Consider the following 26700-nt stretch of genomic DNA (forward strand, 5'->3'; position numbering starts at 1 on the left):
ATATAAATTTAAGAATATGCTAATTATAATATTAATGTATTTAAAGCCAGTTGAATCATATTATGAAAAGTTGATTCTCGTTCTTGTGAAGTTAAATTTTGCTTCAAAGTAATATGATCTGATACAAAACATAATGATAATGCTTGTATATTATATTCAGCGGCAATACTATAAATACCAGCTGTTTCCATATCTACGCCTAATATATTATATCTATTGAGTAAATTATAAAGTACTTTATTACGCGTATAAAACACATCTGTAGTAAAAAAATTTCCAATATTAACTTGCATATTCATATCATCAGCGCAATTTTTAACATTCGATAATAACTGAAAATCTGCAATTGCTGAAAAATCATAATTTTCAAATTTCATTCGATTAAAGCTTGAATCAGTGCACGCACCCATTGCGATAATAATAGCCTTTAATGGTATTTTTTGTTGCATAGTACCACATGTACCAACGCGAATGATTTTTGTTACATTATAAAATTTAATTAATTCTTCAACATAAATACTTGCAGATGGTATCCCCATGCCATGACTCATAATAGACACTAAAGTATTTTTATAATATCCTGTATAACCTAACATATTACGAACATTTGTTACCTGTAATGCACGTTCCAAAAAATTTTCTGCAATATACCTTACACGACGAGGATCACCAGACATAATCATACGATGAGAAAAATCATTTTTTTTAGCATTAATGTGAGGTGTAATCATAATATTTATTGCCTTAATAATACATGAAAATTTTATACGATATATTGTAAAATACTGATATCATTACTAAAATATTATAGTATACTTACACCGTATTGCATTGAAGATAATAAAAAATATTTTGCTATTGTTTGTGCAATGTCAGAAAAAGTTTTACGGTGACCAAAATAATTATTTTTCATAAATTTATTATATAATATTATTGGAATAAATTCTCTAGTATGATCCGTACCCGGCCAAGTTGGATCACAACCATGATCTGCGGTAATAATTAATAAATCTTCATCATACAATGCATGTAATATTTTTGGTAATTGTTGATCAAAAAATTCTAAACCAGATGCATAACCAGACACATCTCTTCGATGTCCCCATATAGAATCAAAATCAACAAAATTAACAAAAACAATAGTATTATGTACAGCACTTTTTATTTGTTGTATAGTATTATTAATCAGTTCAGTTAATCCGACTGCATGAATAGATTTAGTAATACCAAGATTGTCAAAAATATCTGCAATTTTACCTAATGCAATTACATGACCGTTTTTTTCTTCTATTAGCTTTTGTAAAATAGTTTTCTGATGCGGGGGTTTTGAAAAATCTTTCCTATTACCTGTACGAACAAAATCACACGCATTTTCTCCAACAAAAGGCCGGGCAATAACTCTGGTAATATTTAAATTATATTTATTAAGAATTGCTCTAATGCCAATACATAAATCATATAAATTATTTAAACCAAAATATTTTTCATGACAAGCAACTTGAAAAACAGAATCAGATGATGTATAAAAAATTGGTTTCTTGGTATGAATATGTAGTTCACCAAAATCTTTTAATATATCTACTCCTGAAGCCTGACAATTACCTAATATACCAGGTAAATTAAATTCTAAAATTATTTGATTTAATATATATTCAGGAAAACTATTATTTTTATTAACAAAATAATCCCAATGAAATAATACTGGAACACCTGCTATTTCCCAATGTCCTGAAGACGTATCTTTTGCTGTAGAAATTTCACTAGCAAAACCATAATTACTAATAACATTCACAGGTTGCAAAATACCAAGAGGTAAATTTCCTGTAATCTGATAATAAATTTTACCTAAACCTAAAGACATTAAATTAGGAATATTTAACGTACCAAATCGATTATCATTAGCTTTTCCAAAATAACAATATTCAGATATATGTCCAAATGTATTTGCGCCAATATCATTAAATTTCTTAGCATCACAACTATAGCCTACTCCAAATGAATCTAAAACTAAAATAAACACTCGTTTCATATAACATAACCTAATAATCTTTTAATAAAAATGTCTATAAAAATTAACAACTATTTACAATATATACAATAATACAAATTTATAAAAATGAATGGGCACCGCGATTATGTTTAGTAATATCTTGTACGCCACTTAAATCCGGAAAATGACTTAAAATTTTTTTTTCAATACTATTTTTTAAGGTAATATTTGACATTGTACAACCATTACAACCACCGACAAAACGTATCATAACATATTTTTCTTCGGAAATATCGACTAAAATAATTTTACCACCATGCATACTTAACATAGGATTAATATGACAATCAATAAAATATTGTACTTCAATAAAAATAGGAGTTTTTTCAACGCTAGTTTGTACAGAGTTATTATGAATCACAGCTTTATTTATTACATTCGGGGCTAATAACATTAATTTTTGGTTCATTTGATTACCAATTAAATCAATTTTTGAATCACGAAGATATGGAGCAAAACTTTTCTGAATATAAATATTAAAACCGTCATATTGTAATTCAATATCTTGATTTAATACTGTTTGATATGTATCATAAGACATTTTACATTCAGCATCTTCTGTACCGGGATATTGGATAGAAATTCTTAAGTTATTTTTTTTATCTTGTTTACACAACAAAGATTTTAAATATTTTTGTGCTCGTTCAGTAATATGTATCATAAAATTCTTATAATATTAATAATATAACAAATGATTTTTATATATTATCATAAATATATGATTAAAAAATTTTCTTTATATCCTAACGTATAATATAACAATATTAAAAATAATATATAGTACATCTATATAAATATTGCAGACAAATTTTAGAAAATATACAATATATGGAATATTAAAGGAAGATTATAATAAATTTTATGCATATAGTTAGAATGGTAATTCTTCATCAAATTCTACTCCCGTCATATCATCTTCTAACAACTTATTTTTTAAATCAATATCCGCTTTATTATTATTTGCAGATAAATCCTGTACAATACTATGATTATTTTTATCATTACCGTTTATAGAATTCAATTTACGATTACCTAACATTTGCATTTTACCATTCATATTAACTATGATTTCTGTTGTATAACGATCTACTCCAGTTTTATCAATCCATTTACGTGTTTGTAAAGAACCCTCTATATATACCTGCGAACCTTTATATAAGTATTTATTTGCAATTTCTGCTAATTTGCCAAATAAAACAATTTTATGCCATTCAGTTTTTTCTTTTATTGAGTTTGTATTTTTATCTTTCCAACTTTCTGAAGTTGCTAAAGTGATATTTGTTACCGCACTTCCATTAGACATATAACGTATTTCAGGATTTTTTCCTAAATTACCAATTAAAATTACTTTATTAATACCTCTAGCCATATTTTTATCCCTATATAATACATACACTATAAAAATATTAAATAATAAAAAATAATATATTCTAATTACAGTAATTTATTTATATATTCTGTATAAATATAATATAATTTGAAAAAAAATTATACTTTAATAAAAACCCACGATTAACATTAAAAAACATGTTATATATATAAAATAAATGAAAAAATATAATTTTTTTAAAAAAAATAAAGTTAATAATCATCTACCTTATTCATTAGAGGCAGAACAGTCTGTACTAGGTGGACTAATGTTAGATAATGAAAAATGGGATATTGTATCAAATAATATTATTGCAAATGATTTTTTTAATACTACACATCAAATTATTTTTCAAGAAATGCAAAAATTAACCGACCTAAATTCTCCAATAGACTTAATTACGTTATCTGAATCACTTGAAAAAAAAAATATATTAGATCAAATAGGAAAATTCTCTTATTTATCTGAAATGATTAAAAATACTCCTAGTACTGAAAATATTGTTGCATATATTAATATAATTAAAGAATATGCAATATTACGTGAAATTATTGCTATAGGTAATAAAATCACTCATTTAGGATATAATACCAACGGTAAAACTAGTGCAGAAATTTTAGATTACGCAGAATCTAATGTTTTAAACATTACTCAAAAAAGATTAAATCAAGATAAACATCCTAAGAATATACGATCAATGCTAGATAAAACAATAAATGTAATAGAAAAATTAATTAGTTCGCCTGATAACAACATTACGGGATTAGATACAGGATATGCAGATTTAAATAAAATGACATTAGGTTTACAGCCATCTGATTTAATTATTATAGCAGCACGTCCGTCTATGGGAAAAACAACACTGTCAATGAATATTTGTGAAAATATTGCTATGAAATATAATCAACCAATATTAATTTTTAGTTTAGAAATGCCAGGAGAGCAAATCATGATTCGAATGTTATCATCATTATCCCGAGTATATCAACACCACATTCGAACTGGTATACTTACTGATGAAGATTGGTCTCGACTATCAAGTACAATTAATATTTTATTAAAGAAAAATAATATATATATAGACGATTCAGCCCAATTAACACCTAATGAAATACGTTCAAAAGCTAGAAAATTATATAGATCTAGAGGATTAAGTCTAATTATGATTGATTATTTGCAATTAATACATGTTCCACATTTATCTACACAACGTACATTAGAAATTGCTGAAATTTCCAGATCATTAAAATCATTAGCGAAAGAACTAAAAATACCTATTATTGCCGTTTCACAATTAAATCGGTCCTTAGAACAACGAGCAGATAGAAAACCTATTAATTCTGATTTAAGAGAATCTGGATCATTAGAGCAAGATGCAGATTTAATAATATTTATTTATCGAGATGAACTATATAACGAAAAAAGTGAATTAAAAGGCATTGCAGAAATTATTATTGGAAAACAAAGAAACGGTCCTAATGGAACAATAAAATTAATATTCAACGGAAATTTATGTCGATTTGACAATTATTATCAATAATATATACATATTAAAAAATTTAACATACTCATATAAAAAACATGATATACATGATAAAATGATACAAATATTTATATATTATATATTTATTGTATGTAATATAGAAAAATAAATTTTCATTTAATTAAATATTAAATTTATATAAAATAATACATACAATACACATCATGATTGAGCATATCACGTGGAAACTACTTTAAAAAATAGCTTATTAGTTGCTATGCCAGGAATAAAAAATCCAATTTTTCAAAAAACAGTAATATATATTTGTGAACATACTCAAGAAGGAGCAATGGGTATTATAATAAATAAACCATTACAAACATTAAAAATAAAAAATATTTTACAACAATTAAATATTAATCCATCATCATGTCTATTTGGACCTAAAGTGAAAGAGACAATTATTATGGGCGGACCTCAAGCACAAGAACGAGGATTTATATTACATTCTTCAAAAAAAAGATTTTATTCTAGTATTCAAATTTCTGAAGAAACTGTTATTACCACCTCAAGAGATATTCTAGAATCTATTGCGATCCTTGAAGAACCAACAAATATATTAGTTGCATTAGGATATTGTACATGGGATAAAAACCAATTAGAACACGAATTATTAAATAATTTTTGGTTAACTTCTACTGTAAATCAAAAAATATTATTCCAAACACCAATCAATAAAAGATGGATTTCAGCAACGCAAAATATAGGAATTGACATATATAAATTATCCATTCATTTTGGTCATGCATAAATTATGCTTATATTATCATTTGATTTCGGTACAAAAAATATCGGTGTAGCCATTGGTCAAAATATTACATGTACAGCACATGCACTAAACTGTATTAAAGTAAAAAACGGTATTCCTGATTGGAATAAAATTCATCATCTCATTACATACTGGATGCCAGAATTAATTATTGTAGGATATCCGTTAAATATGAACGGATCTCAACAAAAATTTACTAAAAAAACTATTACTTTTGCTAAATTATTAAAACAACGGTTTCTTATTGATGTTAAATTACATGACGAAAGATTAACAACTATAGAATCAAAATCAATTTTATACATGCAAGGCGGATATAAAAAATTAAAAAAAAATAATATAAACGCTTTATCAGCTGCATTAATATTAGAAAGTTGGTTACAAAAAAATAAAAAATTCAAATTATGACTATAAATAGGAAAATACCGTGATATTTATGACTGATTTAAGTTTATATATTCATATACCATGGTGCTTAAAAATATGCCCTTATTGTGATTTTAACACATACAAATTAAAAAAATATGACTCAAAAATCCGCTATATTAAACATCTAATACAGGATCTAAAAACACATAGCAATATCACTAAACAACGAAATATAAAAACTATTTTTATAGGTGGCGGGACACCCAGCCTACTTAATTCAAATATGTTAAAATATTTATTAAACACAATTAAGGAAAATATATCCTATAATCGTACTATAGAAATTACGATAGAGGTTAATCCGGAAACTGTTACAATAGAGAAAATATTAGATTATATAAAATGTGGTATTAATAGATTCTCATTCGGGGTACAAACATTTAATCCAACATTATTAAAATTATTAGGAAGAACGCATTCTCCTGAAAAAACAATATGTTTACTATATGAAATACAAAAATATAATACAATAAATTTTAATATCGATTTAATGTATGGTATACCACAACAAACATTACACAACTGTCTATCTGATCTTGAAACAGCTATACTAATTAATCCACAACATATTTCTTGGTATCAATTAAGTATAGAAAAAAATACTATTTTTTATTATCAACAGCCCATGTTACCTACAGAATCTAAAATTTGGGCCATGTATAAACAGGGTAATTCATTATTAATACAATCAAAGTATCAAAGATATGAAATATCTTCCTATTCTAGAAATCATAATATATGTTTGCATAATATGAATTATTGGAAATTTGGCGATTATCTTGGTATTGGATGTGGCGCACATAGTAAAATAACAAAACAAAATGGAGATATCATACGTATTACAAAAAAAAAAAGATTATATGAATATTGTCATAAATCTCAAAAATATACTGCAGAAATCATTAAAATTCCAGATCAAGAAAAACCAGTAGAATATTTTATGAATGTATGTCGATTACTTCAACCAATTAAAAAAACAGATTTTAAGTTATATACTCGTTTAAAATTACACAATATACAAAACAATATACAACATGCAGTGTTCAAAAAATATATTTTAGAAAAAGATAAATATTGGTATATTACACAAAAAGGAAGAGATTTTTTAAATGATTTAATTATGTTATTCATATAAATAAAATATACTAATTTAATAACCATATAACACTAGTTTTTATATTGAAAAATCAAATTAAAAATTTTTTTTTTACTTACTGCTGCTTTACACCCAAATTTTGTCCATTTGATAAAATATTCTAACATATCCGCATGAAAAAAATTCGATATATTAACAAAATTTTTCATATTATTCAGCATATTTATTATGTATTGTGCATATAATATACAATCAGTTATAATATGTAATATACCGTTATAAATAATTTTTTTTGCAAGTAATATTATAAATGATTTATTTAAAATTCTTCTCTTATGATGGCAGGTTTTTGGCCAAGGGTCAGGAAAAAATATTTGAACTACATTAAGTGTATGATCTTTTATCATATATTTTAAAACTTCTACAACATCATGCGCAATAATTTTTAAGTTATATATTGTACTTTCTGAATCATGTATTTGTTTCATAATATTAGCAATACCAGGAAGATACACTTCAACACCTAAATAATTATATGATTGATGTCGTACAGCAGTATAAAATAAATGCTTACCATCACCAAAACCAATTTCCAATATTATTGGACGTCTTTTATGTATAAAAATATCATTCAAATCAATAAATTTATGTTGAAAATTTATTCCAAATTCAATCCAATATCTTTTTAAAATGTAAATAATTTTTTCATTCAAAGGACGCATACGTAATTTAAAACTATGTACTGTACGCAAAAAAATACCTTTTTTATTATAGGATGGTGTAATAAAATTATTTGTTATAATATTTTTCATAATTTTGATAAAATTAGGTAATTAATTATATATATATTTATATTGTACGTTAAAAATATACAAAATATCAGAATGTTAAAACCGATAGTATGGAAAATTGGAAATTTGCACAAATTATAGTAAATTGGCAACACCAATATGGTCGAAATACTTTACCTTGGCAAAAAAATAACGATCCATATCAAATATGGATATCAGAAATTATGTTACAACAAACCCAAGTAAAAACTGTGATACCATATTTTAATAATTTTATTAATATTTTTAAAAATATTCATGATTTATCCGCAGCTAATTTAAATCAAATATTATACTTATGGAGCGGACTCGGATATTACAACCGTGCTTATAATATATATAAAACCGCAAAAATTATAGTTAATAAATATTATGGACATTTTCCAACAAATTCAACTAATTTAATCACATTACCAGGAATTGGATTAAGCACAGCAAATGCTATTCTATCACTATCTTATAATTTTTCTCTACCAATTTTAGATGGTAACATAAAACGCATATTAACTCGTTTTTATAATTTAAACAAAAATAATATTAGTAATATACAATACATTCGTATATTATGGAGAAAAATACAACTAATTACCCCTATACATCATGCTAAAAAGTTTAACCAAGGTATGATGGATTTAGGTTCACTAATATGTTCTTATAAAAATCCGAAATGTACTATTTGTCCAATCAAGATGTCTTGCCAATATACTGAAAATATCTTACATCATGTAATAATAGCTAAAAAAAGAAAAAAAAAACCAAAGAAATGTTCTTTTTATCTCATACTACAATATAAACAATATATTTATCTAAAATATAGAAAAAATAGCACAATATGGAAAAAATTATTCTGTTTTCCTGAATTTTATAACATACCAGATATGCAACATTGGATATCACATCACAATATTCACGCTGTATATAGTAAAAAATATTATTATAAAAAACATCAATTTAGTCATTTTACACTGAAAATGATATTTATACATATATTCCTAAAAAATAAAATATTTAAAAACAATCAATCTAATATATGGTATAACCAAAACAATACACAATATATTGGTATACCGAAACCAATATACAATATTTTATGTCAAATAAAAAATCACTCATATAACACCGAAAAAAATAATATGAAATTAATATTTTGCCAATATTTTCAAAAAGTACTAGAAGGTTTTGAAAATCAATTTTATCCGGGATTAATCGGTCAAAAAATCTTTCAAAATATTTCTAAAAAAGCTTGGAATCTATGGATGAAAGAACAAACAAAATTTATTAATGAAAATAATTTAAATATGTTACACCCATCACATAACAAGAAAGTTGAAAAATATATGATGCATTTCTTATTTTTAAAAAATCAAAAATAAAATTTTTTCAGTAATATACAAGTATATCGTTCTAATTCAAGTAACAGTTTATATGCTCTGTGATTTTTAGCATATTGATTGAATATATATTTTAATTTTAAAAAATAATTATTTAAAAAATTTTTGGAAAATATCTTTAAACAATGTATTTTCCATTTTTTCATTTCTACTACATTTAAGAGATTTGGAAAATTTCGTGCTCGTAATCGAAAAAACATTGTTTGTAATTTATGGCTGAAATCCAATTGTATTTTATTCCAATAATTTATTTTAATACTATGTATTTTATACATAGTATTTTTTTCTTTTTGAGAAAAAAATGCATCATATAATGTTAAATCTACATTATCAGTCATATGCTGATAAGTATAATTTTTCAAAAAAATTTCGAGTTTTTGGAATGACTGATATTTTTTATGTAAAATATGTATTTTTTTTAAATACACAGAAAAATTAATTGATAAAGTTAATAATCTAGTTTTAGTAAAAATATCCAATGGAATTAGTATTGGACATTTATTAATATTTAAAAAACTGATCCCCAAACTATATAATTTTTTCATACTAATTTTATTAATATGTGTGACATTTAAATAATGTATTAAAATGTCAATATCCATATATAAATCAAAAAATATTAAAGTATGACACTGTCCCCAATATATTGGAGCAATACAAGTTATATTTTTTCTTACGGAACCAAACGAATGAGAAATATAAATTAAAGGGGTATGATCTTGAATATTAATCAATTTTTTAATATTATTTTTTAATCTATATTTAAAAAAAAAATTAAATAATTCGGGTTTTTTATCTTTTATAAAACGCATTATGTCAATTGTAGCATATACGTCAGATAAAGCATCATGTGGATCATGATAAATATTATTTACTTTTGTTAAATCTTCTAATTTAAAACTTACAAAACCTAATTTATTTTTCGGCCAAATAATATTATTTGGTGTTAAAATATAACATGCCCTTACAAGGCACATTACATCCCATCTAGAATTATTATTTTTCCAACTCCAAGAATAAGGATCTAAAAAATTACGATAAAAAATATTTCTTGTAATTTCATCATCAAATTGAATATTATTATAACCTATAATACAAGTATTACTAACATTTAAGATACCAAATATCTTTTTAGAAAAAAAAAACTCATTTAATCCATTTTCTTTAGTATATTGTGGTGTAATCCCAGTTAATAATACAGATTCAGGATCAGGTAAGTAATCATTAGGGGGATAACAATAAAAATGCTGTTTTGGCTCAATAATATTTAAATTAAAATCAGTTCTGATAGATGCAAATTGTGCTGGCTTGTCTAAAGCAGGATGTAAACCAAATGTTTCATAATCATAAAATAAAAAATTAAGTTTACTATCTATTAAATTTTTCACAAAAAATTACACTATGTAAATATTTTTAAAAAATATATTTATCTCCTCCGACTGGGCTCGAACCAGTGACATACGGATTAACAGTCCGCCGTTCTACCAACTGAACTACAGAGGATTATGTAATATATATATTACCATGTAAAAAAAATTTTGTCAAAAACTTTTAATTATACTATAATGAATATAGTATTAAATCATAAAATATCATATTGCCGGCCCTTTAGCTCAGCGGTAGAGCACGCGACTCATAATCGCTTGGTCGCTGGTTCAAATCCAGCAAGGGCCAATATAAAATTAACAAATCAATATGTATAATTTATAGTTACTAATAATACAATATTTTAAAATAAGAGATAAACATCATATGTATCAAGAAAAAATTATTCAATTTGCTTTAAAACGAAAAGCGTTACAATTTGGAAATTTTAAATTAAAATCTGGACGTTATAGTCCTTATTTTTTTAATTCAAACCGTTTTTATAACGGATCGGATATCTTAGCACTTGGAGAAATGTATAGTGATGCTATAAAAAATACTAAAATAAATTTTGACGTTATATTTGGCTTAGCATATAAAGGTATTCCAATAACAACAGCAATAGCAATAGTACTAAAGAAAAAATATAATTTTAACATACCTTATTTCTTTAATCGAAAAGAAAAAAAAACATATAGTGACTCAGGTAATATTATCGGAAAAACATATACTAACAAAAATATTATCATCATTGATGATGTCATAACATCAGGTATAACAATTCAACAATCTAATACAGTGATCAATTTTAAAAACAATAATAATAATATTGTAGGTATATTTGTACTATTTGATCGCCAAGAATGTTCTGTATCACATACAAATACCGCAAAAGATGAATTAATACAGAAATATTGCTGCCCTATATTTTCTATTATTAATATTGTAAATATAATAAAATATCTAAAAAAAAATAATATTTATCAACAACATTTAAAAAAAATGATTGAATATTATCAAAAATATGGATCATCCAATATTAACATTATATAAATAATGGTGTTATTATACACCAGAATGTCCAAAACCACTCTTATTTCTAAGAGTAGATGTAAACTTAGACACAAGATTAAAAACAGGTCTTATAATTGGTACAAAAAGTAATTGCGCAATTCTGTCACCTGGTTTAATATGGAATTTTTTTAAACTTCTATTCCATACCGAAATCATCAATTCACCTTGATAATCAGAATCAATTAATCCTATTGTATTGCCTAAAATAATGCCATGATTATGACCTAAACCAGAACGGGGTAAAATTATTGCTGTAATTAAAGGATCACGAATAAAAATTGCGATACCAGATGGTAATAATATAACTTGATTAGGATTTACTGTTACTGTACTACATATCATTGCTTGTAAATCTAAAGCACTAGATCCAGGTGTTTGATATTTCAGACATGAAACATCACATCCCAATTTTTTATCTAAAATCATTATATCAATTGTACACATAAAATATATTTCACTATAAATAAATTATTTTTATTAAAAAATTTATACATCTTTAAGATGTATTATTCAATAATACATCTTGTTGTTTAAATACCAATTTTATTAAAAAATCATATCAAAAACCGTACTAAATGTAATAAAATATACAAATATAATTATTGAGAAATAATCCGTACTAATATATAACATGAAACATGTGTATAGGGTTGAAAAATAATATAATATTTACCTGTTTTACGAATTACGTTATCTGCAATCATTAACTCGTGTTTCTCTACAGACACACCTAATTCTGTAATTTCGTGTAATATTTCTTTTAATCCAATTGAACCAAATAACTTACCTGTTTCTCGCGATTTTGTAAATATAGTAATTGGACTAATTTTTTTTATTTGTAAAATTCGTAATTGTGCATTTTTTATATCAATTTTTTCTTTTAATTGAATTTCATGATTTTTAGATTGTAATTCTTTTATATTGTTAACATTACAAAATACAGCCATACCATAAGGTACAAGGTAATTTCTAGCATAACCTGCTTTTACTGTAACAGTATTACCAAATTGCCCTAAACCTGGAATATCTTTTAATAAAATAATTTTCATATTCGTTTCTTTTGTATTGAAAAAATTAACGATGTTGATCAGTATAAGCAATTAAAGCAAGATACCTAGCACATTTAATTGCTCGAGATAATTGTTTTTGATATTTTGAGCAAGTACCTGTAATACGACTTGGAACAATTTTGCTATTTTCAGTAATATAATGTTTTAATGTAACAATATCTTTATAATCTATTTGAATAACATTATCTGCTGTAAAACGACAAAACTTTCTTCTTCTAAAATATCGTACCATACTTAATTTCCTTGTTTCTATTTAAAAATATTATAAACATGCAATAATATAATAGATATAAAAATTATTTTAATGCTGGTTTTTCATCTTTTAATTTTAACATAGGTGATATAACATCAATTTTACTTTTTAAATTTAAAATTAAATTTCGGATAACACAATCATCAAAACGACACTTTTCTTGCAATTTTTTAATAATATTTGGTGATAATTCAATATTCATTAAAATATAATATGCTTTTCTTACTTTATTAATAGAATACGCAAGTTGACGTCTACCCCAATCCTCAAAACGATGAATTAAACCACTATTTTTCATAATAAATTTTTTATAGTCATGAATAATATTAATTAACTGTTCTGATGTTTGATCAGGATGTATCATAAGTACAATTTCATAATGACGCATAATATTCAAAAATCCTTATAAATACTTGAATATATAAAGTAATATCTGTTATTACAATATAACATATACGTTAATTACTAATATATATATTAACAAAATTTATATAATTAATAAAATTCTTCATATATTATATATAATAGTATAATATCATATAAATCAAATAATATTCAAAAACATATATCTTAAAAAACATAATTTTTAAAATAATAATATTTATATATATTCTATATTAAATGTATCACGTACTATAATTGTATCTAATCGATCCGGACCAGTAGAAATCATATCAATAGATACTCCATGCCCGATATAATGTTCGATATAAGAAATATATTGTTGCGCCAAGAACGGTAATTGTGAAAATATAGTTATTCCCTTAATAGACTTATTCCAACCGGTTAAAATATGATAAACTGGCTTAAATTCATCCCAATTTAAACACGAAAATGGATTCTTAATAACTTGATCCGTATGCAAATTTTTATATGCAATACAAACTTTTATTTCTGATAATCCATCTAAAACATCTAATTTTGTCAAGCACAAAGAAGAAATTGAATTTAAAATCACCATTCTTTTAAGTAATACTAAATCTAACCAACCGGTTCTTCGTCTACGTCCAGTTGTAGAACCAAATTCTTTGCCGACCTTAACAAAATAATCATCTGTTAGATCCGTTAATTCGGTAGGAAAAGGCCCAGAACCTACTCGTGTACAATATGCTTTAACAATACCCAATATAAAATGTACTTGCTGTAAACGTGCACCAGATCCGGTGAAAATACCACCAATCGTACTATTAGAAGACGTAACATATGGAAATGTTCCATGATCTAAATCTAATAACGCACCTTGTGCACCTTCAAAGATAATTTTTTTATTCTCATATTCTGCTTTTTGTAATAATAATGCTATATCTTTCGTTCTGTTTTTAAAAACTTTTTTTGACAATAACAATTCTTCCAATATAGTATCATAATTAACTGGAGTAGATTTATAATAATGAACAAACTGAAAATTATAATAATCAACAATACGTTTCAATTTTTCTCGTAAAACAGATTCTTTATATAAATCACGTACTTGTAAACCAAAACGTGATACCTTATCCTCATAAGCAGGTCCAATACCTTTTTTCGTCGTACCTATACATTGTGTATCCAATAAATGTTCTCTCAGAATATCCATTTTTATATGATATGATAAAATTAAGGGACAATGATGTGATATGAACAAACGGCCATCCAATGAAATACCTAAACCAGATAACATATTGATCTCATCAATTAAACCTTGAGGTGAAATTACTACACCATTACCTAATAAACAAATAACATGATTATGTAAAATACCTGATGGGACTAAATGTAAAATAATTTTTTTATTATTTACAACCAAAGTATGTCCAGCATTATGCCCGCCATGATATCGAACTACATAATTTGCTGTACGTGTTAGCACATCTACAATTTTACCCTTACCTTCATCGCCCCATTGCATACCTAATATAACAATATTTTGTTTCATAAAATACCTTATCATACTTAATATAATAATTAAATAAATATAGTAAACATATCAATACATTTCTAAAAATAATAACTACAATAATATTTTATTCATTATATTTTAAATAAATCATGAATTTACTATCCAATTTAATGTATTATTTAATAATTTAGTACCGTATGTTGTTAAAATAGATTCCGGGTGAAATTGGAAACTGCACACTTTATCTTGATCGTTTCTCACTGCCATTACCATATCATTTAAAAAAGCATTAATAACTAAATTTTTTGGAATATTTTTACATACTAAAGAATGATATCGTGCTACTAAAAATGGATTAGGTAAATTAAAAAACATAGCTTTTTGATCATGATATATGTAAGATGTTTTACCGTGCACAATTAAACCTGAGTATTCTACAGTACCTCCATAATATTCTACAATAGCTTGATGGCCTAAACAAATACCAATAATGGGAATTTTGCCTATTATTACATGTAATAATTGTAATATACATCCAGCATGTTTAGGTTTTCCCGGGCCAGGGGATAATAAAACAATAGGTTTTTTTAATTTAGATAAAGTTGATAAAATAATATTTAATGAAACAGTATTACGATAAATAATAACAGCATACCCGTTGACCCTTAACTGATCAACAATATTATATGTAAAAGAATCAAAATTATCTATTAACAGAATATCTTTAGACATTCTACAATACATCCTTTTCATAATTTGATTGAATAATCGAATTTAATACAACTTGCGCTTTATTACGACTTTCATTAGTCTCATCTATAGGAATCGAATCTAAAACTATACCTGCTCCCGCCTGTATTACAGCAATATTATTTTCTACATATGCCGATCTAATAATAATACAGGTATCTAATATACCTGATGCTGTAAAATAACCAATAGCACCACCATAACTACCACGTTTTTTTTTTTCTACTTCATAAATTAATTGCATAGCGCGAATTTTTGGTGCTCCAGTCAATGTACCCATATTCATACAAGCAGAATACGCATGCAATGCATCTAAATCGCCTTTTAGTGTACCAACAACCTTTGAAACTAAATGCATAACATGAGAATATCGATCAACTTTTGTAAGTTGTGAAACATATCTAGTGCCTGGTACACAAATTTTTGCTAAATCATTTCTAGCTAAATCTACCAACATTAAATGTTCTGATAATTCTTTATGATTAGTACGCATTTCTAATTCAATTCTACTATCAAGATCAAGATCAAAATTTCCAAATTCATCAAAACCTCTTGACCTAGTTCCCGCAATAGGATAAATTTCAATCCTACGATTTATTGGATTATACTTCAATGCACTTTCAGGAGACGCGCCAAATAATGTAAAATCCATATCCTGCATAAAAAACATATACGGACTAGGATTATTTAATTTTAATGCATGATATGCAGATAAAGGATATGGACATAATAATGAAAACTGTCTTGACGGAACTACTTGAAAAATTTCACCTTTTCGTATGTATACTTTCATTTTATTAACAATTTTTTGATATTCTAAATCACTAAAATTTATTTCAATTTTTGGATTAGGGATTTTATAATCGGGTATATTAATAGGTGTATTTTTTAATTTTTTACGAATATTAAGTAATCTACGAGTAATACGTTTTTGTTCACAAACATCAGAATTAAATATACTTCCATAAAGTATACTTTTTTGCTTTAAATGATCAATAGTTAATAATATTTCTGATAAATAAAAGCAAAAATCCGGGCATTTTTGCACACTATGTATTTCTGGTAATACTTCAAACGTATTAACTAAATCATATGAAAATAATCCGCCAAAAAAAAATGAATCTAGATCTTTCTGATCTACTTGAATTGATTGCATAATAAATCGAAAAGTATCAAATACCGATAATGCACGTAATTTAATATCTTCATCTAAATCCAATGTATGACGCGTAAAAATTAACTTTAGTTGATTTTTATAAAAACTAATCTTTACCATTTTAGGAATAATGTTACAAAGATGATATAATATACTTGTACCATTTTTAGTTAAAGCATCAAGAATTACAACTTGATCGTAAGCAGTAATACGTACTGCTGCATCAATAATCATCATGCTTTTTAATTGATATTTTTTGTTTATTTCTGCAGATTCCAACAATAAAGTCGATTTTTTATCACCACAAATTTCATAAAAAGTTGCTGCTGGATTACTTCTATAGGGAGCATCAATTTGAATATTTTTAAATTTACATTGTATATTATGCTGATTCATGTGTATACATCAATTTTATAATAAATCGTATTTATTTGAATACTATGTCAAAAAATATTACATATTAACATAATGTAATATAAATAATATTTAAAATAAAATAATACACGAAAAAATAAACTATTTTTATAAAATTGTAATATTATTTTTAAAATAAGAAATATATAATTGTAAATATACATTGTTATAAATCATTATAATGATTTAAATATATTAAATTTAATATTTTGAATCTTGATACATATAAATCATGATCAGATAAAATATGTAAATTATTCCAATTTTTTAACCACGTAATTTGTTTTTTTGAAAATTGATGTGTTGCAATAATTGCACGATCAATCATATCACTATAACTAATTTTACTTAAGAAATATAACCACATATGACGATAACCAATACACTTTATCGCAGGTGATGTTATCTTTAAATCACCTCTATAAAATAATTTACGTACTTCATATTCTAAACCTTGATGTAACATATTATAAAAACGCTTCTTAATCTGAGCATATAAATATTTTCTTTTTGGTAGTAAAGCAAATTGTATTACTTTATATGGAAAACTATTAGATATTTTTTGTTTTAATATACTCATTTTATTACCGGTCATTAAATACACTTCTAACGCTCGTATGAGTCTATAAATATCATTTGGATGAATTATATTAGCAGAGTCAATATCTACTAACGATAAATATTCATGTAAAAAATTTTTACTACTAATTTTATGATAATATAACAACCGATCTCGCAATTCTATATTCGCTGTAGGTAATACCGATATACCATGCAATAAAATATGATAATATAACATAGTTCCACCCACTAATAATGGAATTCTATTCATATAAAAAATTTCTTCAATAGCTTGCATAGCATCACGACGAAAATCAGAAACAGAATATAAATCACCCGGATCTACCAAATTAATTAACCGATGTGGATGTTGTAATAATTCTATACTACTTGGTTTAGCAGTTCCAATATCCATATTTTTATAAATTAAAGCTGAATCAACACTAATTAATTCTATTGGAAGATATTTACGCAAACTCATAGCTAAAGTTGATTTACCAGATGCTGTGGGACCCATTAAAAAAATAACAAATTTTTTATTCAAATTACTCATTATATGTCAATATCATTTAACAAAGTGTAGATTTATTATAGTAATTTATTAAACCCAGAGTAGAATCGTCATAATTCAATATACTATTTTTGTTACTTAAGTCACTATAAATACTTTGAGATATTTGTTTTCCAAGTTCTACACCCCATTGATCAAAACTAAATATATTAAAAATAACACCCTGAGTAAATATTTTATGTTCATATAATGCAATTAATAAACCTAAAGAATAAGGATCAATTTTATGAAATAATAATGTATTACTAGGACGATTACCTTCAAAAAATTTAAATTTTTCAATATATTGATTTTTCATATTATATTTAGATGATATAATATTATCCTGTTTATAAAAAAAATTACCAAAAGCTAATGCATGTGTTTGAGCAAAAAAATTGGACAATAATATCTCATGATGATTATATATAGGATTTTGGGACACTATTGGGGCAATAAAATCACATGGAATTAACTTTGTACCCTGATGCATTAATTGATAAAATGAATGCTGACCATTTGTACCGACTGTACCCCAAATAATCGGGCCAGTTTGCCAAGAAACCTGATTTCCATTACGATCAATATTTTTCCCATTAGACTCCATATTACTTTGTTGAATATATTCAGGTAAACGATGTAAATATTGATCATATGGTAAAATCGCTTCTGTTTCAGTATTAAAGAAATTATTATACCAAATACCAATTAACGCTAACAAAACAGGCATATTACTACCAAAATTAGTTTGTTGAAAATGTACATCCATATCATACGCACCGCTTAATAATTGAGAAAAATTTTTAAATCCAATTGATAATGCTATTGATAATCCCATTGCAGACCATATGGAATAACGTCCCCCAACCCAATCCCATAATCTAAAAACATTACTTTTTAAAATACCAAAATTTTCGGCTTTTCGAAATGCCATAGTTACTGCAAAAAAATGCTGATCCATATACTCAATATTACCAACTTTTTTCAAAAAATACCTTTTAATAGTTTTAGCATTAATCATAGTTTCTTGTGTAGTAAAAGTTTTTGATGATATTAAAAATATTGTGGTTTCAAAATTAATTATCTTGAATAATTGAAATAATTCCGTACTATCAATATTAGAAATAAAATACATATTTAAATGATTTTTATATGGTTTTAAAGCATCTGTCACCATCTTAGGTCCTAAATCAGAACCACCAATACCAACATTGACAACAGTAGTAATTTTTTTTCCTGAATATCCTTTCCACTTACCAGAAATAACTTGTTCTGAAAAACTTTGTATCTTATCTAAAACAAATTTAATTTCAGGCATAATATCAAATCCATTTAATATAATTTGATTATTAGATTTATTTCTTAAAGCAGTATGTAAAACCGGGCGTTTTTCAGTAAAATTAATATTTGAACCAGAAAACATTGCTTGAATTGCTGTAGATAAATTCATTTCATTAGCTAAATTTAACAATAATTGCACTGTTGTATGTGTAATTCTATTTTTTGAAATATCAAGTAGTAATTTATTTTGGAAAGTAAAGGAGAATTTTTTAAAACGGTCTTTATCCTTATTAAATAAATCAATTAAATGTACATGTTTAATCTCTTGAAAATGATTGTTTAATTCTTTCCAAGATGTAGTTTTAACAGGAGCAATATTTTTCATGGTATAATAATCCTTTTTTATATAATCAGCANTTTTAATATCACAATACAATATAAAAAACAATTTAAAAATTTACTATAATTTATATTATCAAATAAAAATTTATGACACTACTATAGAAACAATATAATAAAAAATAAAAATATTATTTATTTCTGATATTATGGTTCTTATATAGAATTCAAAAAAAATTGTAAAATACATCATATATATTATAATAACAATGATAAATGATAATAATTTAATATGGATTGATTTAGAAATGACCGGATTAAATCCGGATAAACACCGAATTATAGAAATTAGTACAGTAATCACAAATGCAAATATTAATATAATCGCAGTGGGTCCATGTATCCCAATACATCAACATCCAAAACACTTATCATTAATGAATACATGGAACCGTAAAACTCATACAAAAACTAACTTAATTAACAAAATTCAAACTAGTAGATATAACGAAAAAAAAGCTGAACAAGAAATACTCAATTTTATTAAACAATGGGTACCAAATAAGAAATCACCCATGTGCGGTAATACAATTAGTCAAGATCGACGTTTTTTACTTAAATATATGCCAAAGTTAGAATCATACTTTCATTATCGTCATATTGATATTAGCACAATAAAAGAATTATTAAAACGATGGTATCCGAATTTAATACATACACAAAAAAAAACAAATCAACATATAGCATTATTTGATATTTATAATTCCATTGATGAACTAATATTTTATAAAAAATTTTTTATAAAAAATTCTATACAACTAAAAAAAATAACTTAAATACTTGCAGTTTATTTAAATTATGTTATATACTATAATGGTAAATACAAGAAACATGCGGGAATAGCTCAGTTGGTAGAGCGCAACCTTGCCAAGGTTGAGGTCGCGAGTTCGAACCTCGTTTCCCGCTGAATAACAAAATTACATACTACAATACTATATCAATAGAAAAGCATTTATATTATATAATAACCTTACTGTTATAAAAATTTCTTATTAAATCGCTCAATTCTGCCTCCATGAGAAACATTTCGTTGTTTACCGGTATAAAAAGGATGACATTTTGAACATATATCAATATTTAAAGTTTTTACACTTAAAGTAGAAAATATATTAATACTGTTTCCACAAGAACAGGTCACAACAGTTTCTTGATACTTAGGATGAATATTGGGTTTCATTTTATCTCCGGCTATATAACTACTAAAATAGTAGTAATATTTGAAAATTGAAATTATAATTATAAGAATGACAAGCGGTTATAATTTATAATATATAATATCTACTAATTATAAATTAGATAATATTTATAATTAACAAAAACACGTAATAAATTTTTGATATTCTATACAAAGAGATCGATTTATGACCACAATATTAAGTATTAGATTAAATAATAAAGTAGTAATCGGTGGAGATGGTCAAGCTACTTTAGGCAACACTATTATGAAAGGTAATGTAAACAAGGTAAGATCTCTGTATAATAATAAAGTTATTTCAGGATTTGCAGGAGGTACAGCGGATTCATTTACTTTATTTGAACTGTTTGAAAAAAAATTAGAAATGTATCAAGGACAACTAAAAAAATCAGCAATAGAACTTGCTAAAGATTGGCGTAGCGACCGCGTCTTACGTAAACTAGAAGCAATATTAGCTGTTGCCGATAAAAATACATCATTAATTATTACAGGGAATGGTGATGTCATACAACCAGAACATGATATCATTGCTATTGGTTCTGGAGGATCATATGCCAAAGCAGCTGCTTATGCATTATTAAAACACTCTACATTAGAAGCGCGCAAGATTGTCAAAACAGCATTAACTATTGCGGCAGATATTTGTATATACACAAATCATATCTTTACCATTAAAGAACTACATTCAGAAAAATAAAAGGATTATTTTTATGCCAACTATGACTCCTCGAGAAATTGTAAAAGAACTTGATAAATTTATTGTTGGGCAAAAAAAAGCAAAAAGAGCAGTAGCAGTTGCACTACGAAATCGTTGGCGAAGAATGCAACTAAAACGGGATTTACAACATGAAATTACTCCAAAAAATATTCTTATGATCGGACCAACAGGTGTAGGAAAAACTGAAATTGCACGCAGATTGGCAAAATTAGCGCACGCGCCATTTATTAAAGTTGAAGCAACAAAATTTACCGAAGTAGGATATGTAGGAAAAGAAGTAGATTCAATTATTCGTGATTTAATTGAAACAGCAATGAAAATTATAAAAATTAAAAAATCTAAAAAACATAAACAACAAGCAAAAAAAATTGCTGAACAAAAAATATTACAAATTCTTGTACCAACAGTGAAAAATAATAATAATGATAATACTAACAAAAAACCAACAACAACTATACAAACATTTCATAAAAAGCTACAATCAGGTGAACTAGATGATAAAGAAATTGAAATTAATATCACAAATCACCCTATGGGTGTAGAAATTATGGCACCACCAGGTATGGAAGACTTAACAAATCAGTTGCAATTACTATTTCAAAATCTCAATCATCAAAAAAAAACAAAAAAAAAAGTAAAAATTAAGGATGCAATGCGAATACTATGTGCAGAAGAAGCGGCAAAATTATTAAATATAGAAGAAATAAAACAAGAAGCTATTACATTAGTCGAACAAAACGGAATAGTATTTATTGATGAATTAGATAAAATTTGCAAAAATAGAGGTACAACAGGTTTAGATGTATCACGAGAAGGTGTACAAAGGGATTTATTACCAATAATTGAAGGATGCTCAGTATCAACAAAATATGGAACCGTAAAAACAGATCATATTTTATTCATCACATCCGGTGCATTTCAAATATCCAGCCCTTCAGATTTGATACCAGAATTACAAGGCAGATTACCCATTAGAGTAAATTTACATCCATTAAACATACAAGATTTCGAGAAAATATTAACAGAACCAAAAACAGCACTCATTACACAATATACTGCATTAATGAAAACAGAAGGTGTTAATATTCAATTTACAAAAGATGGAATATATAAGATTGCAGAAGCGTCATGGAAAGTAAATACCATTATGGAAAATATTGGCGCAAGACGATTATATACTGTCCTTGAAAGATTAATGGAAGATATATCATTTATGGCAAATGAAATTAAAGATCAAATTATTATAATAAACGCCGAATATGTTAGTAAACATTTAGATCAATTAATCTTTAACGAAGATTTAGGTCGATTTATATTATAAATACAGAATCAATCACTGTGTTTACAAAAAGGCTTGAATATGACTTACTGGGTAAATGCTAAAGTAGTAAAAATTACAAGATGGACAAAACGATTATTTAAAATTATTTTACATGCACCAATAACACCATTTTTAGCTGGACAATTTGCAAAAATTGCAATAAAAATATCAGAAAAAAAATATATTAAAAGAGTATATTCGTATGTTAATGCTCCACATGATAAAAATCTAGAATTTGTTATAACATTAATTCCAAATGGTATTATGTCTAATAAATTATACCACCTGACTATAGGGGAAGAAATATTAATTTCTAAAGAAGCGTCAGGTTTTTTTACCATGCAAGAAATTCCAACATGCCAAATACTCTGGATGATGGCTACTGGTACAGCTATAGGCCCATTCTGTTCAATTTTACAAGACGGGACCGGGCTAGAGAAATTTAAAAAAATTATTCTAATATACGCTGTTAAATATGCAACAGAATTAGTATATTTACCACTAATAAATAAAATAAAAAAACGCTATCAGAATAAACTCATTATACAAACAATCACTAGTCAAGAGAAAAATATAAATTCATTAACTGGTAGAATTCCCAAATTATTATGTAATAATATACTAGAACAAAATATTGGTTACAATATCTGTCCAAAAACATCGCATGTCATGTTATGTGGTAATCCTGACATGGTCAAAGAAACCCAATCCATACTTATTCAAAAATTTAATTTAAAAAAACATTTACGTAGAATGCCAGGACATATTAGTAGTGAAAATTATTGGTAATAATACAGATCACTTAACACTAATATTCTATTTTTTAAATCTTTAAACTAACAATCTGATACAGAAAATGTTAATACCTCTTGAATTTTATTAATATGACATATAAGCATAATAATGCGGTCAATACCTAAAGCAACACCAGAACAATAAGGCATATATTTATTATTCAATGCATTTATAAAACGCATATCAATTGCTATTTTTGGTATTTTTAATTTAACTCTATAGTTATTATCCAGATCAAACCGTTTTTTTTGTTCCCTAGAATCAATCAGTTCACAAAATCCATTACCTAATTCTATACCCTTAAAAAATAATTCAAACCGATCAGAAACATTACAATCGATTTTGTTTATTCGAGCAAGCATAGCTTGGCTGGCAGGATAATGATATATAAAAATTGGATGTTGTAAACCAAGATTTGGTTGAATCACTATTAAAAATATTAAATTTAATAAATCAATAATAGTATTTTTTTTTTGTATTAAATGTTGATGATTAATTTTATTTAAAATATTATATAATTTTTGAATATCAACATCAAACGGATTAATAGATAATCTTTGTATAAAAATATCCTGATAAGAAACACGATCACAAGCTGGAAATTGAAAAATTGACTTAAGTAAAACTTCAATCTGTTCCATCATATCAAACATATTATAGAAGGGTTGATACCATTCTAATATAGAAAACTCTATATTATGTAAAGCACCAGACTCATCATCACGAAATACATGGCATATTTGATAAATAGGGCCAATATCCCGTGATAATAATCTTTTCATATGATATTCTGGGCTTGTAATAAGCCATCTAGTAATGTTGTTATGATTAGTATAATTCATATTACATAATACTGGTAATGGCATTAAATGACAATCTGTCACTGTATGTTGTGTCAGAATTGGTGTTTCTACTTCTAAAATATTTCTTTTAAAAAAAAATCTACGAATATTAAATATTATATTTGCTCGTTTTGATAAAATAACATTAGATTTTTTAAACATTAAAATTCTCAAATCAAATATATGAAAAATTATATTACAAAAAAATCATATTTAGCCCATATATTTATGGGCTAATATTAAATGTGATAATAACACCTATTAAATACATATAATATTCGTTCTATAACCTTAATTGATAAAATTACAATATTTAATTTTAGGTAATGCATCTTCCGATAAAATAATGGAAGTACGAGCACCAAAAGTTGTATAATTTTTATTTGTTTGCTCATCTACAATTTTAATCAAACGACCTAAATACGTTGCTGTCAACTTAATTTGATTATGTTTTAATGTATCTATTGAATACAATATAGCAGATTGTTCAGGAACAAATTTATCTATATCTACAGTATTATAAAAAATACTTAAACATGGTTGATTCAGTAAATCTTGTTGAAAACATGATAAAACTAAATTTCTTAAAAATGTATTCGGGATAGCTGCTTGTAAAATATTTAAAGTATGATAATGTAAACCAGAGGTAAAATGTGCATTATCGATAATAATGCTACTCTTTTTTGGTAATTTAATATCTGGTAATTTATTTTTTATTTGTTGTGCTTCATAAAATATTTTTTGACTTAAACAATCTGTACTACTAATTTTATTTGTTACATTTAAATCAATCCAATTAATATTTTTTGTTTTGTTTTCAAAAAATATAGGATTAGATTTTGCAATACGTTTATGATAATAAGGTAATTTTACACTATTAGATTTAATCGTATAAAAAATACTACCTATGTTAGGCATAGTTAATAATTTTGATAAATGAAAATATTTTTTTATACTTACAAAAAAATCTAATTTATTATAAATGGATTTTTGTAATTCAGATTTTATTACATCTATATGTGTTGTTTTTGTGAAAGAATCTTTAATCCTATTACGAAATAGAAAAATATTTTTTACTACCGTAACTGCTTTATGAATAGTATTAAAACTTACACTACTAATTGTAGATTTTACAATATCAATTGGGTTTGGAAAAATTTTTTTAAAAATACTGTGTATAGTTGGTATAACACGTGAATAATCTTTAAAAAAATTCACAAAATAAGACTTGAAACCCTGACTATACACATCTTTAGGAAAACTTAACCTTGGTACAACAAAATAAATATTATTTCTAAGTTTTCTAATAGTAAGATCTACTATTTTATTATTTAGTATTCCCTTTAAAAAAATACAATACCGAAGTTTTGAAGTAACATGTAAGATGAATGTTTGTACAGTATGAAAACGAATAACATCATTTGGTTCTCGAAACATCATCACAGGTCTTTTTTGATCATATATCGTATTTAAAACATGTGTTTTATGATAGGTCATATTTTTTACTTTGAAATCAGTATGATGAACTACCTTATTTGCTTGTATTAATATTTTTTTATCACGAATAGGGAAAATAGTTGTCATATTATTGGGATTCTCC

Annotated in this window: 28 protein-coding genes and 3 tRNA genes; 12 read left to right on the forward strand and 19 right to left on the reverse strand. The window is 25.3% G+C overall.

Annotated elements, in window-relative coordinates; genetic code table 11:
• Nucleotides 1-23: 23 nt before the first annotated feature.
• From deoD to ssb, 4 genes are all read right to left on the reverse strand, one after another.
• Complete coding sequence (gene deoD, locus RJT54_RS01895; RefSeq protein WP_343128156.1) at nucleotides 24-731, reverse strand: purine-nucleoside phosphorylase; 708 nt, start codon at nucleotides 729-731, stop codon at nucleotides 24-26.
• Nucleotides 732-805: 74 nt separating this feature from the next.
• Nucleotides 806-2029: a phosphopentomutase gene (locus RJT54_RS01900; RefSeq protein ID WP_343128157.1), complete on the reverse strand. Its 1224-nt coding sequence runs from the start codon at nucleotides 2027-2029 to the stop codon at nucleotides 806-808.
• A gap of 79 nt (nucleotides 2030-2108) precedes the next feature.
• Entirely contained in the window at nucleotides 2109-2711 is a 603-nt protein-coding gene (locus RJT54_RS01905; RefSeq protein WP_343128158.1) for a NifU family protein, read from the reverse strand.
• Nucleotides 2712-2921: 210 nt separating this feature from the next.
• Nucleotides 2922-3419, reverse strand: coding sequence for a single-stranded DNA-binding protein (ssb, locus tag RJT54_RS01910; RefSeq protein ID WP_343128159.1), 498 nt, complete (start codon nucleotides 3417-3419; stop codon nucleotides 2922-2924).
• 178 nt (nucleotides 3420-3597) lie between these two features.
• Between ssb and dnaB the strand changes: the two genes are divergently transcribed.
• From dnaB to hemW, 4 genes are all read left to right on the forward strand, one after another.
• Nucleotides 3598-4959, forward strand: coding sequence for a replicative DNA helicase (gene dnaB, locus RJT54_RS01915; RefSeq protein ID WP_343128160.1), 1362 nt, complete (start codon nucleotides 3598-3600; stop codon nucleotides 4957-4959).
• Nucleotides 4960-5179: 220 nt separating this feature from the next.
• Nucleotides 5180-5713: a YqgE/AlgH family protein gene (locus RJT54_RS01920; RefSeq protein ID WP_428994183.1), complete on the forward strand. Its 534-nt coding sequence runs from the start codon at nucleotides 5180-5182 to the stop codon at nucleotides 5711-5713.
• Between the two features lie 3 nt (nucleotides 5714-5716).
• Nucleotides 5717-6139 carry a Holliday junction resolvase RuvX gene (gene ruvX / locus RJT54_RS01925; RefSeq protein ID WP_343128162.1) on the forward strand — a complete coding sequence of 141 codons (423 nt, stop codon included), beginning with the start codon at nucleotides 5717-5719 and terminating at the stop codon, nucleotides 6137-6139.
• A gap of 28 nt (nucleotides 6140-6167) precedes the next feature.
• A complete protein-coding gene (gene hemW, locus RJT54_RS01930; protein ID WP_343128377.1) occupies nucleotides 6168-7295 on the forward strand; it encodes a radical SAM family heme chaperone HemW in 1128 nt (375 codons plus the stop codon).
• A 32-nt stretch (nucleotides 7296-7327) separates the two neighbouring features.
• Here hemW and trmB read toward each other — a convergent pair whose 3' ends face one another.
• Entirely contained in the window at nucleotides 7328-8068 is a 741-nt protein-coding gene (trmB, locus tag RJT54_RS01935) for a tRNA (guanosine(46)-N7)-methyltransferase TrmB (RefSeq protein WP_343128163.1), read from the reverse strand.
• Nucleotides 8069-8157: 89 nt separating this feature from the next.
• On the opposite strand from trmB, the gene mutY reads away from it, so the two are divergent.
• Nucleotides 8158-9459, forward strand: a complete 1302-nt coding sequence (gene mutY, locus RJT54_RS01940) for an A/G-specific adenine glycosylase (protein WP_343128164.1) — start codon at nucleotides 8158-8160, stop codon at nucleotides 9457-9459.
• Here the strand turns inward: mutY and sbcB are convergent.
• Nucleotides 9450-10865 carry an exodeoxyribonuclease I gene (sbcB, locus tag RJT54_RS01945; protein WP_343128165.1) on the reverse strand — a complete coding sequence of 472 codons (1416 nt, stop codon included), beginning with the start codon at nucleotides 10863-10865 and terminating at the stop codon, nucleotides 9450-9452. The genes mutY and sbcB overlap by 10 nt on opposite strands.
• 42 nt (nucleotides 10866-10907) lie before the next feature.
• Nucleotides 10908-10980, reverse strand: a tRNA-Asn gene (locus RJT54_RS01950).
• Nucleotides 10981-11079: 99 nt separating this feature from the next.
• On the opposite strand from RJT54_RS01950, the gene RJT54_RS01955 reads away from it, so the two are divergent.
• Together RJT54_RS01955 and pyrE are read left to right on the forward strand one after the other, a co-directional pair.
• Nucleotides 11080-11151: transfer RNA gene (locus RJT54_RS01955), tRNA-Ile, on the forward strand.
• Between the two features lie 78 nt (nucleotides 11152-11229).
• Complete coding sequence (gene pyrE / locus RJT54_RS01960; protein WP_343128166.1) at nucleotides 11230-11895, forward strand: orotate phosphoribosyltransferase; 666 nt, start codon at nucleotides 11230-11232, stop codon at nucleotides 11893-11895.
• A gap of 12 nt (nucleotides 11896-11907) precedes the next feature.
• Here pyrE and dut read toward each other — a convergent pair whose 3' ends face one another.
• The 9 genes from dut to pgi form a co-directional block, all read right to left on the reverse strand.
• Complete coding sequence (gene dut / locus RJT54_RS01965; protein WP_343128167.1) at nucleotides 11908-12360, reverse strand: dUTP diphosphatase; 453 nt, start codon at nucleotides 12358-12360, stop codon at nucleotides 11908-11910.
• A gap of 155 nt (nucleotides 12361-12515) precedes the next feature.
• Nucleotides 12516-12965: a 50S ribosomal protein L9 gene (gene rplI / locus RJT54_RS01970; protein ID WP_343128168.1), complete on the reverse strand. Its 450-nt coding sequence runs from the start codon at nucleotides 12963-12965 to the stop codon at nucleotides 12516-12518.
• Between the two features lie 25 nt (nucleotides 12966-12990).
• Entirely contained in the window at nucleotides 12991-13218 is a 228-nt protein-coding gene (rpsR, locus tag RJT54_RS01975; protein WP_343128169.1) for a 30S ribosomal protein S18, read from the reverse strand.
• Between the two features lie 64 nt (nucleotides 13219-13282).
• On the reverse strand, nucleotides 13283-13627 hold the full coding sequence (rpsF, locus tag RJT54_RS01980; protein WP_343128170.1) for a 30S ribosomal protein S6: 345 nt from the start codon (nucleotides 13625-13627) through the stop codon (nucleotides 13283-13285).
• 213 nt (nucleotides 13628-13840) lie between these two features.
• The gene (locus RJT54_RS01985; RefSeq protein WP_343128171.1) at nucleotides 13841-15154 is read right to left on the reverse strand and encodes an adenylosuccinate synthase; all 1314 of its coding nucleotides are present in this window, start codon (nucleotides 15152-15154) and stop codon (nucleotides 13841-13843) included.
• Between the two features lie 111 nt (nucleotides 15155-15265).
• Nucleotides 15266-15850: an aminodeoxychorismate/anthranilate synthase component II gene (locus RJT54_RS01990; protein ID WP_343128172.1), complete on the reverse strand. Its 585-nt coding sequence runs from the start codon at nucleotides 15848-15850 to the stop codon at nucleotides 15266-15268.
• Nucleotide 15851: 1 nt separating this feature from the next.
• Complete coding sequence (locus RJT54_RS01995) at nucleotides 15852-17420, reverse strand: anthranilate synthase component 1 (RefSeq protein WP_343128173.1); 1569 nt, start codon at nucleotides 17418-17420, stop codon at nucleotides 15852-15854.
• A gap of 184 nt (nucleotides 17421-17604) precedes the next feature.
• Nucleotides 17605-18552 carry a tRNA (adenosine(37)-N6)-dimethylallyltransferase MiaA gene (gene miaA, locus RJT54_RS02000; RefSeq protein ID WP_428994169.1) on the reverse strand — a complete coding sequence of 316 codons (948 nt, stop codon included), beginning with the start codon at nucleotides 18550-18552 and terminating at the stop codon, nucleotides 17605-17607.
• A 16-nt stretch (nucleotides 18553-18568) separates the two neighbouring features.
• Nucleotides 18569-20215, reverse strand: a complete 1647-nt coding sequence (pgi, locus tag RJT54_RS02005; protein WP_343128175.1) for a glucose-6-phosphate isomerase — start codon at nucleotides 20213-20215, stop codon at nucleotides 18569-18571.
• Nucleotides 20216-20438: 223 nt separating this feature from the next.
• Between pgi and orn the strand changes: the two genes are divergently transcribed.
• On the forward strand, nucleotides 20439-21005 hold the full coding sequence (gene orn / locus RJT54_RS02010) for an oligoribonuclease (protein ID WP_343128176.1): 567 nt from the start codon (nucleotides 20439-20441) through the stop codon (nucleotides 21003-21005).
• Nucleotides 21006-21062: 57 nt separating this feature from the next.
• Nucleotides 21063-21135: transfer RNA gene (locus tag RJT54_RS02015), tRNA-Gly, on the forward strand.
• 70 nt (nucleotides 21136-21205) lie between these two features.
• Here the strand turns inward: RJT54_RS02015 and rpmE are convergent.
• Nucleotides 21206-21406 carry a 50S ribosomal protein L31 gene (rpmE, locus tag RJT54_RS02020; protein WP_343128177.1) on the reverse strand — a complete coding sequence of 67 codons (201 nt, stop codon included), beginning with the start codon at nucleotides 21404-21406 and terminating at the stop codon, nucleotides 21206-21208.
• A gap of 184 nt (nucleotides 21407-21590) precedes the next feature.
• On the opposite strand from rpmE, the gene hslV reads away from it, so the two are divergent.
• The 3 genes from hslV to RJT54_RS02035 are packed head-to-tail and all read left to right on the forward strand — an operon-like array spanning nucleotide 21591 to nucleotide 24252.
• Nucleotides 21591-22121, forward strand: coding sequence for an ATP-dependent protease subunit HslV (gene hslV, locus RJT54_RS02025; RefSeq protein WP_343128178.1), 531 nt, complete (start codon nucleotides 21591-21593; stop codon nucleotides 22119-22121).
• A gap of 13 nt (nucleotides 22122-22134) precedes the next feature.
• Complete coding sequence (hslU, locus tag RJT54_RS02030; RefSeq protein WP_343128179.1) at nucleotides 22135-23463, forward strand: ATP-dependent protease ATPase subunit HslU; 1329 nt, start codon at nucleotides 22135-22137, stop codon at nucleotides 23461-23463.
• Nucleotides 23464-23502: 39 nt separating this feature from the next.
• Entirely contained in the window at nucleotides 23503-24252 is a 750-nt protein-coding gene (locus RJT54_RS02035) for an FAD-binding oxidoreductase (RefSeq protein ID WP_343128180.1), read from the forward strand.
• A 47-nt stretch (nucleotides 24253-24299) separates the two neighbouring features.
• On the opposite strand, the gene epmA is transcribed toward RJT54_RS02035, so the two are convergent.
• Nucleotides 24300-25262, reverse strand: a complete 963-nt coding sequence (gene epmA, locus RJT54_RS02040) for an elongation factor P--(R)-beta-lysine ligase (RefSeq protein WP_343128181.1) — start codon at nucleotides 25260-25262, stop codon at nucleotides 24300-24302.
• Nucleotides 25263-25391: 129 nt separating this feature from the next.
• Nucleotides 25392-26684 (reverse strand): hypothetical protein, encoded by a 1293-nt coding sequence (locus tag RJT54_RS02045; protein ID WP_343128182.1) that lies wholly within the window; start codon nucleotides 26682-26684, stop codon nucleotides 25392-25394.
• Between the last annotated feature and the right edge of the window lie 16 nt (nucleotides 26685-26700).

This window comes from Buchnera aphidicola (Takecallis taiwana) (genome assembly GCF_039355125.1).
GTDB classification, from domain to species: Bacteria; Pseudomonadota; Gammaproteobacteria; order Enterobacterales; family Enterobacteriaceae; genus Buchnera_L; species Buchnera_L aphidicola_AG.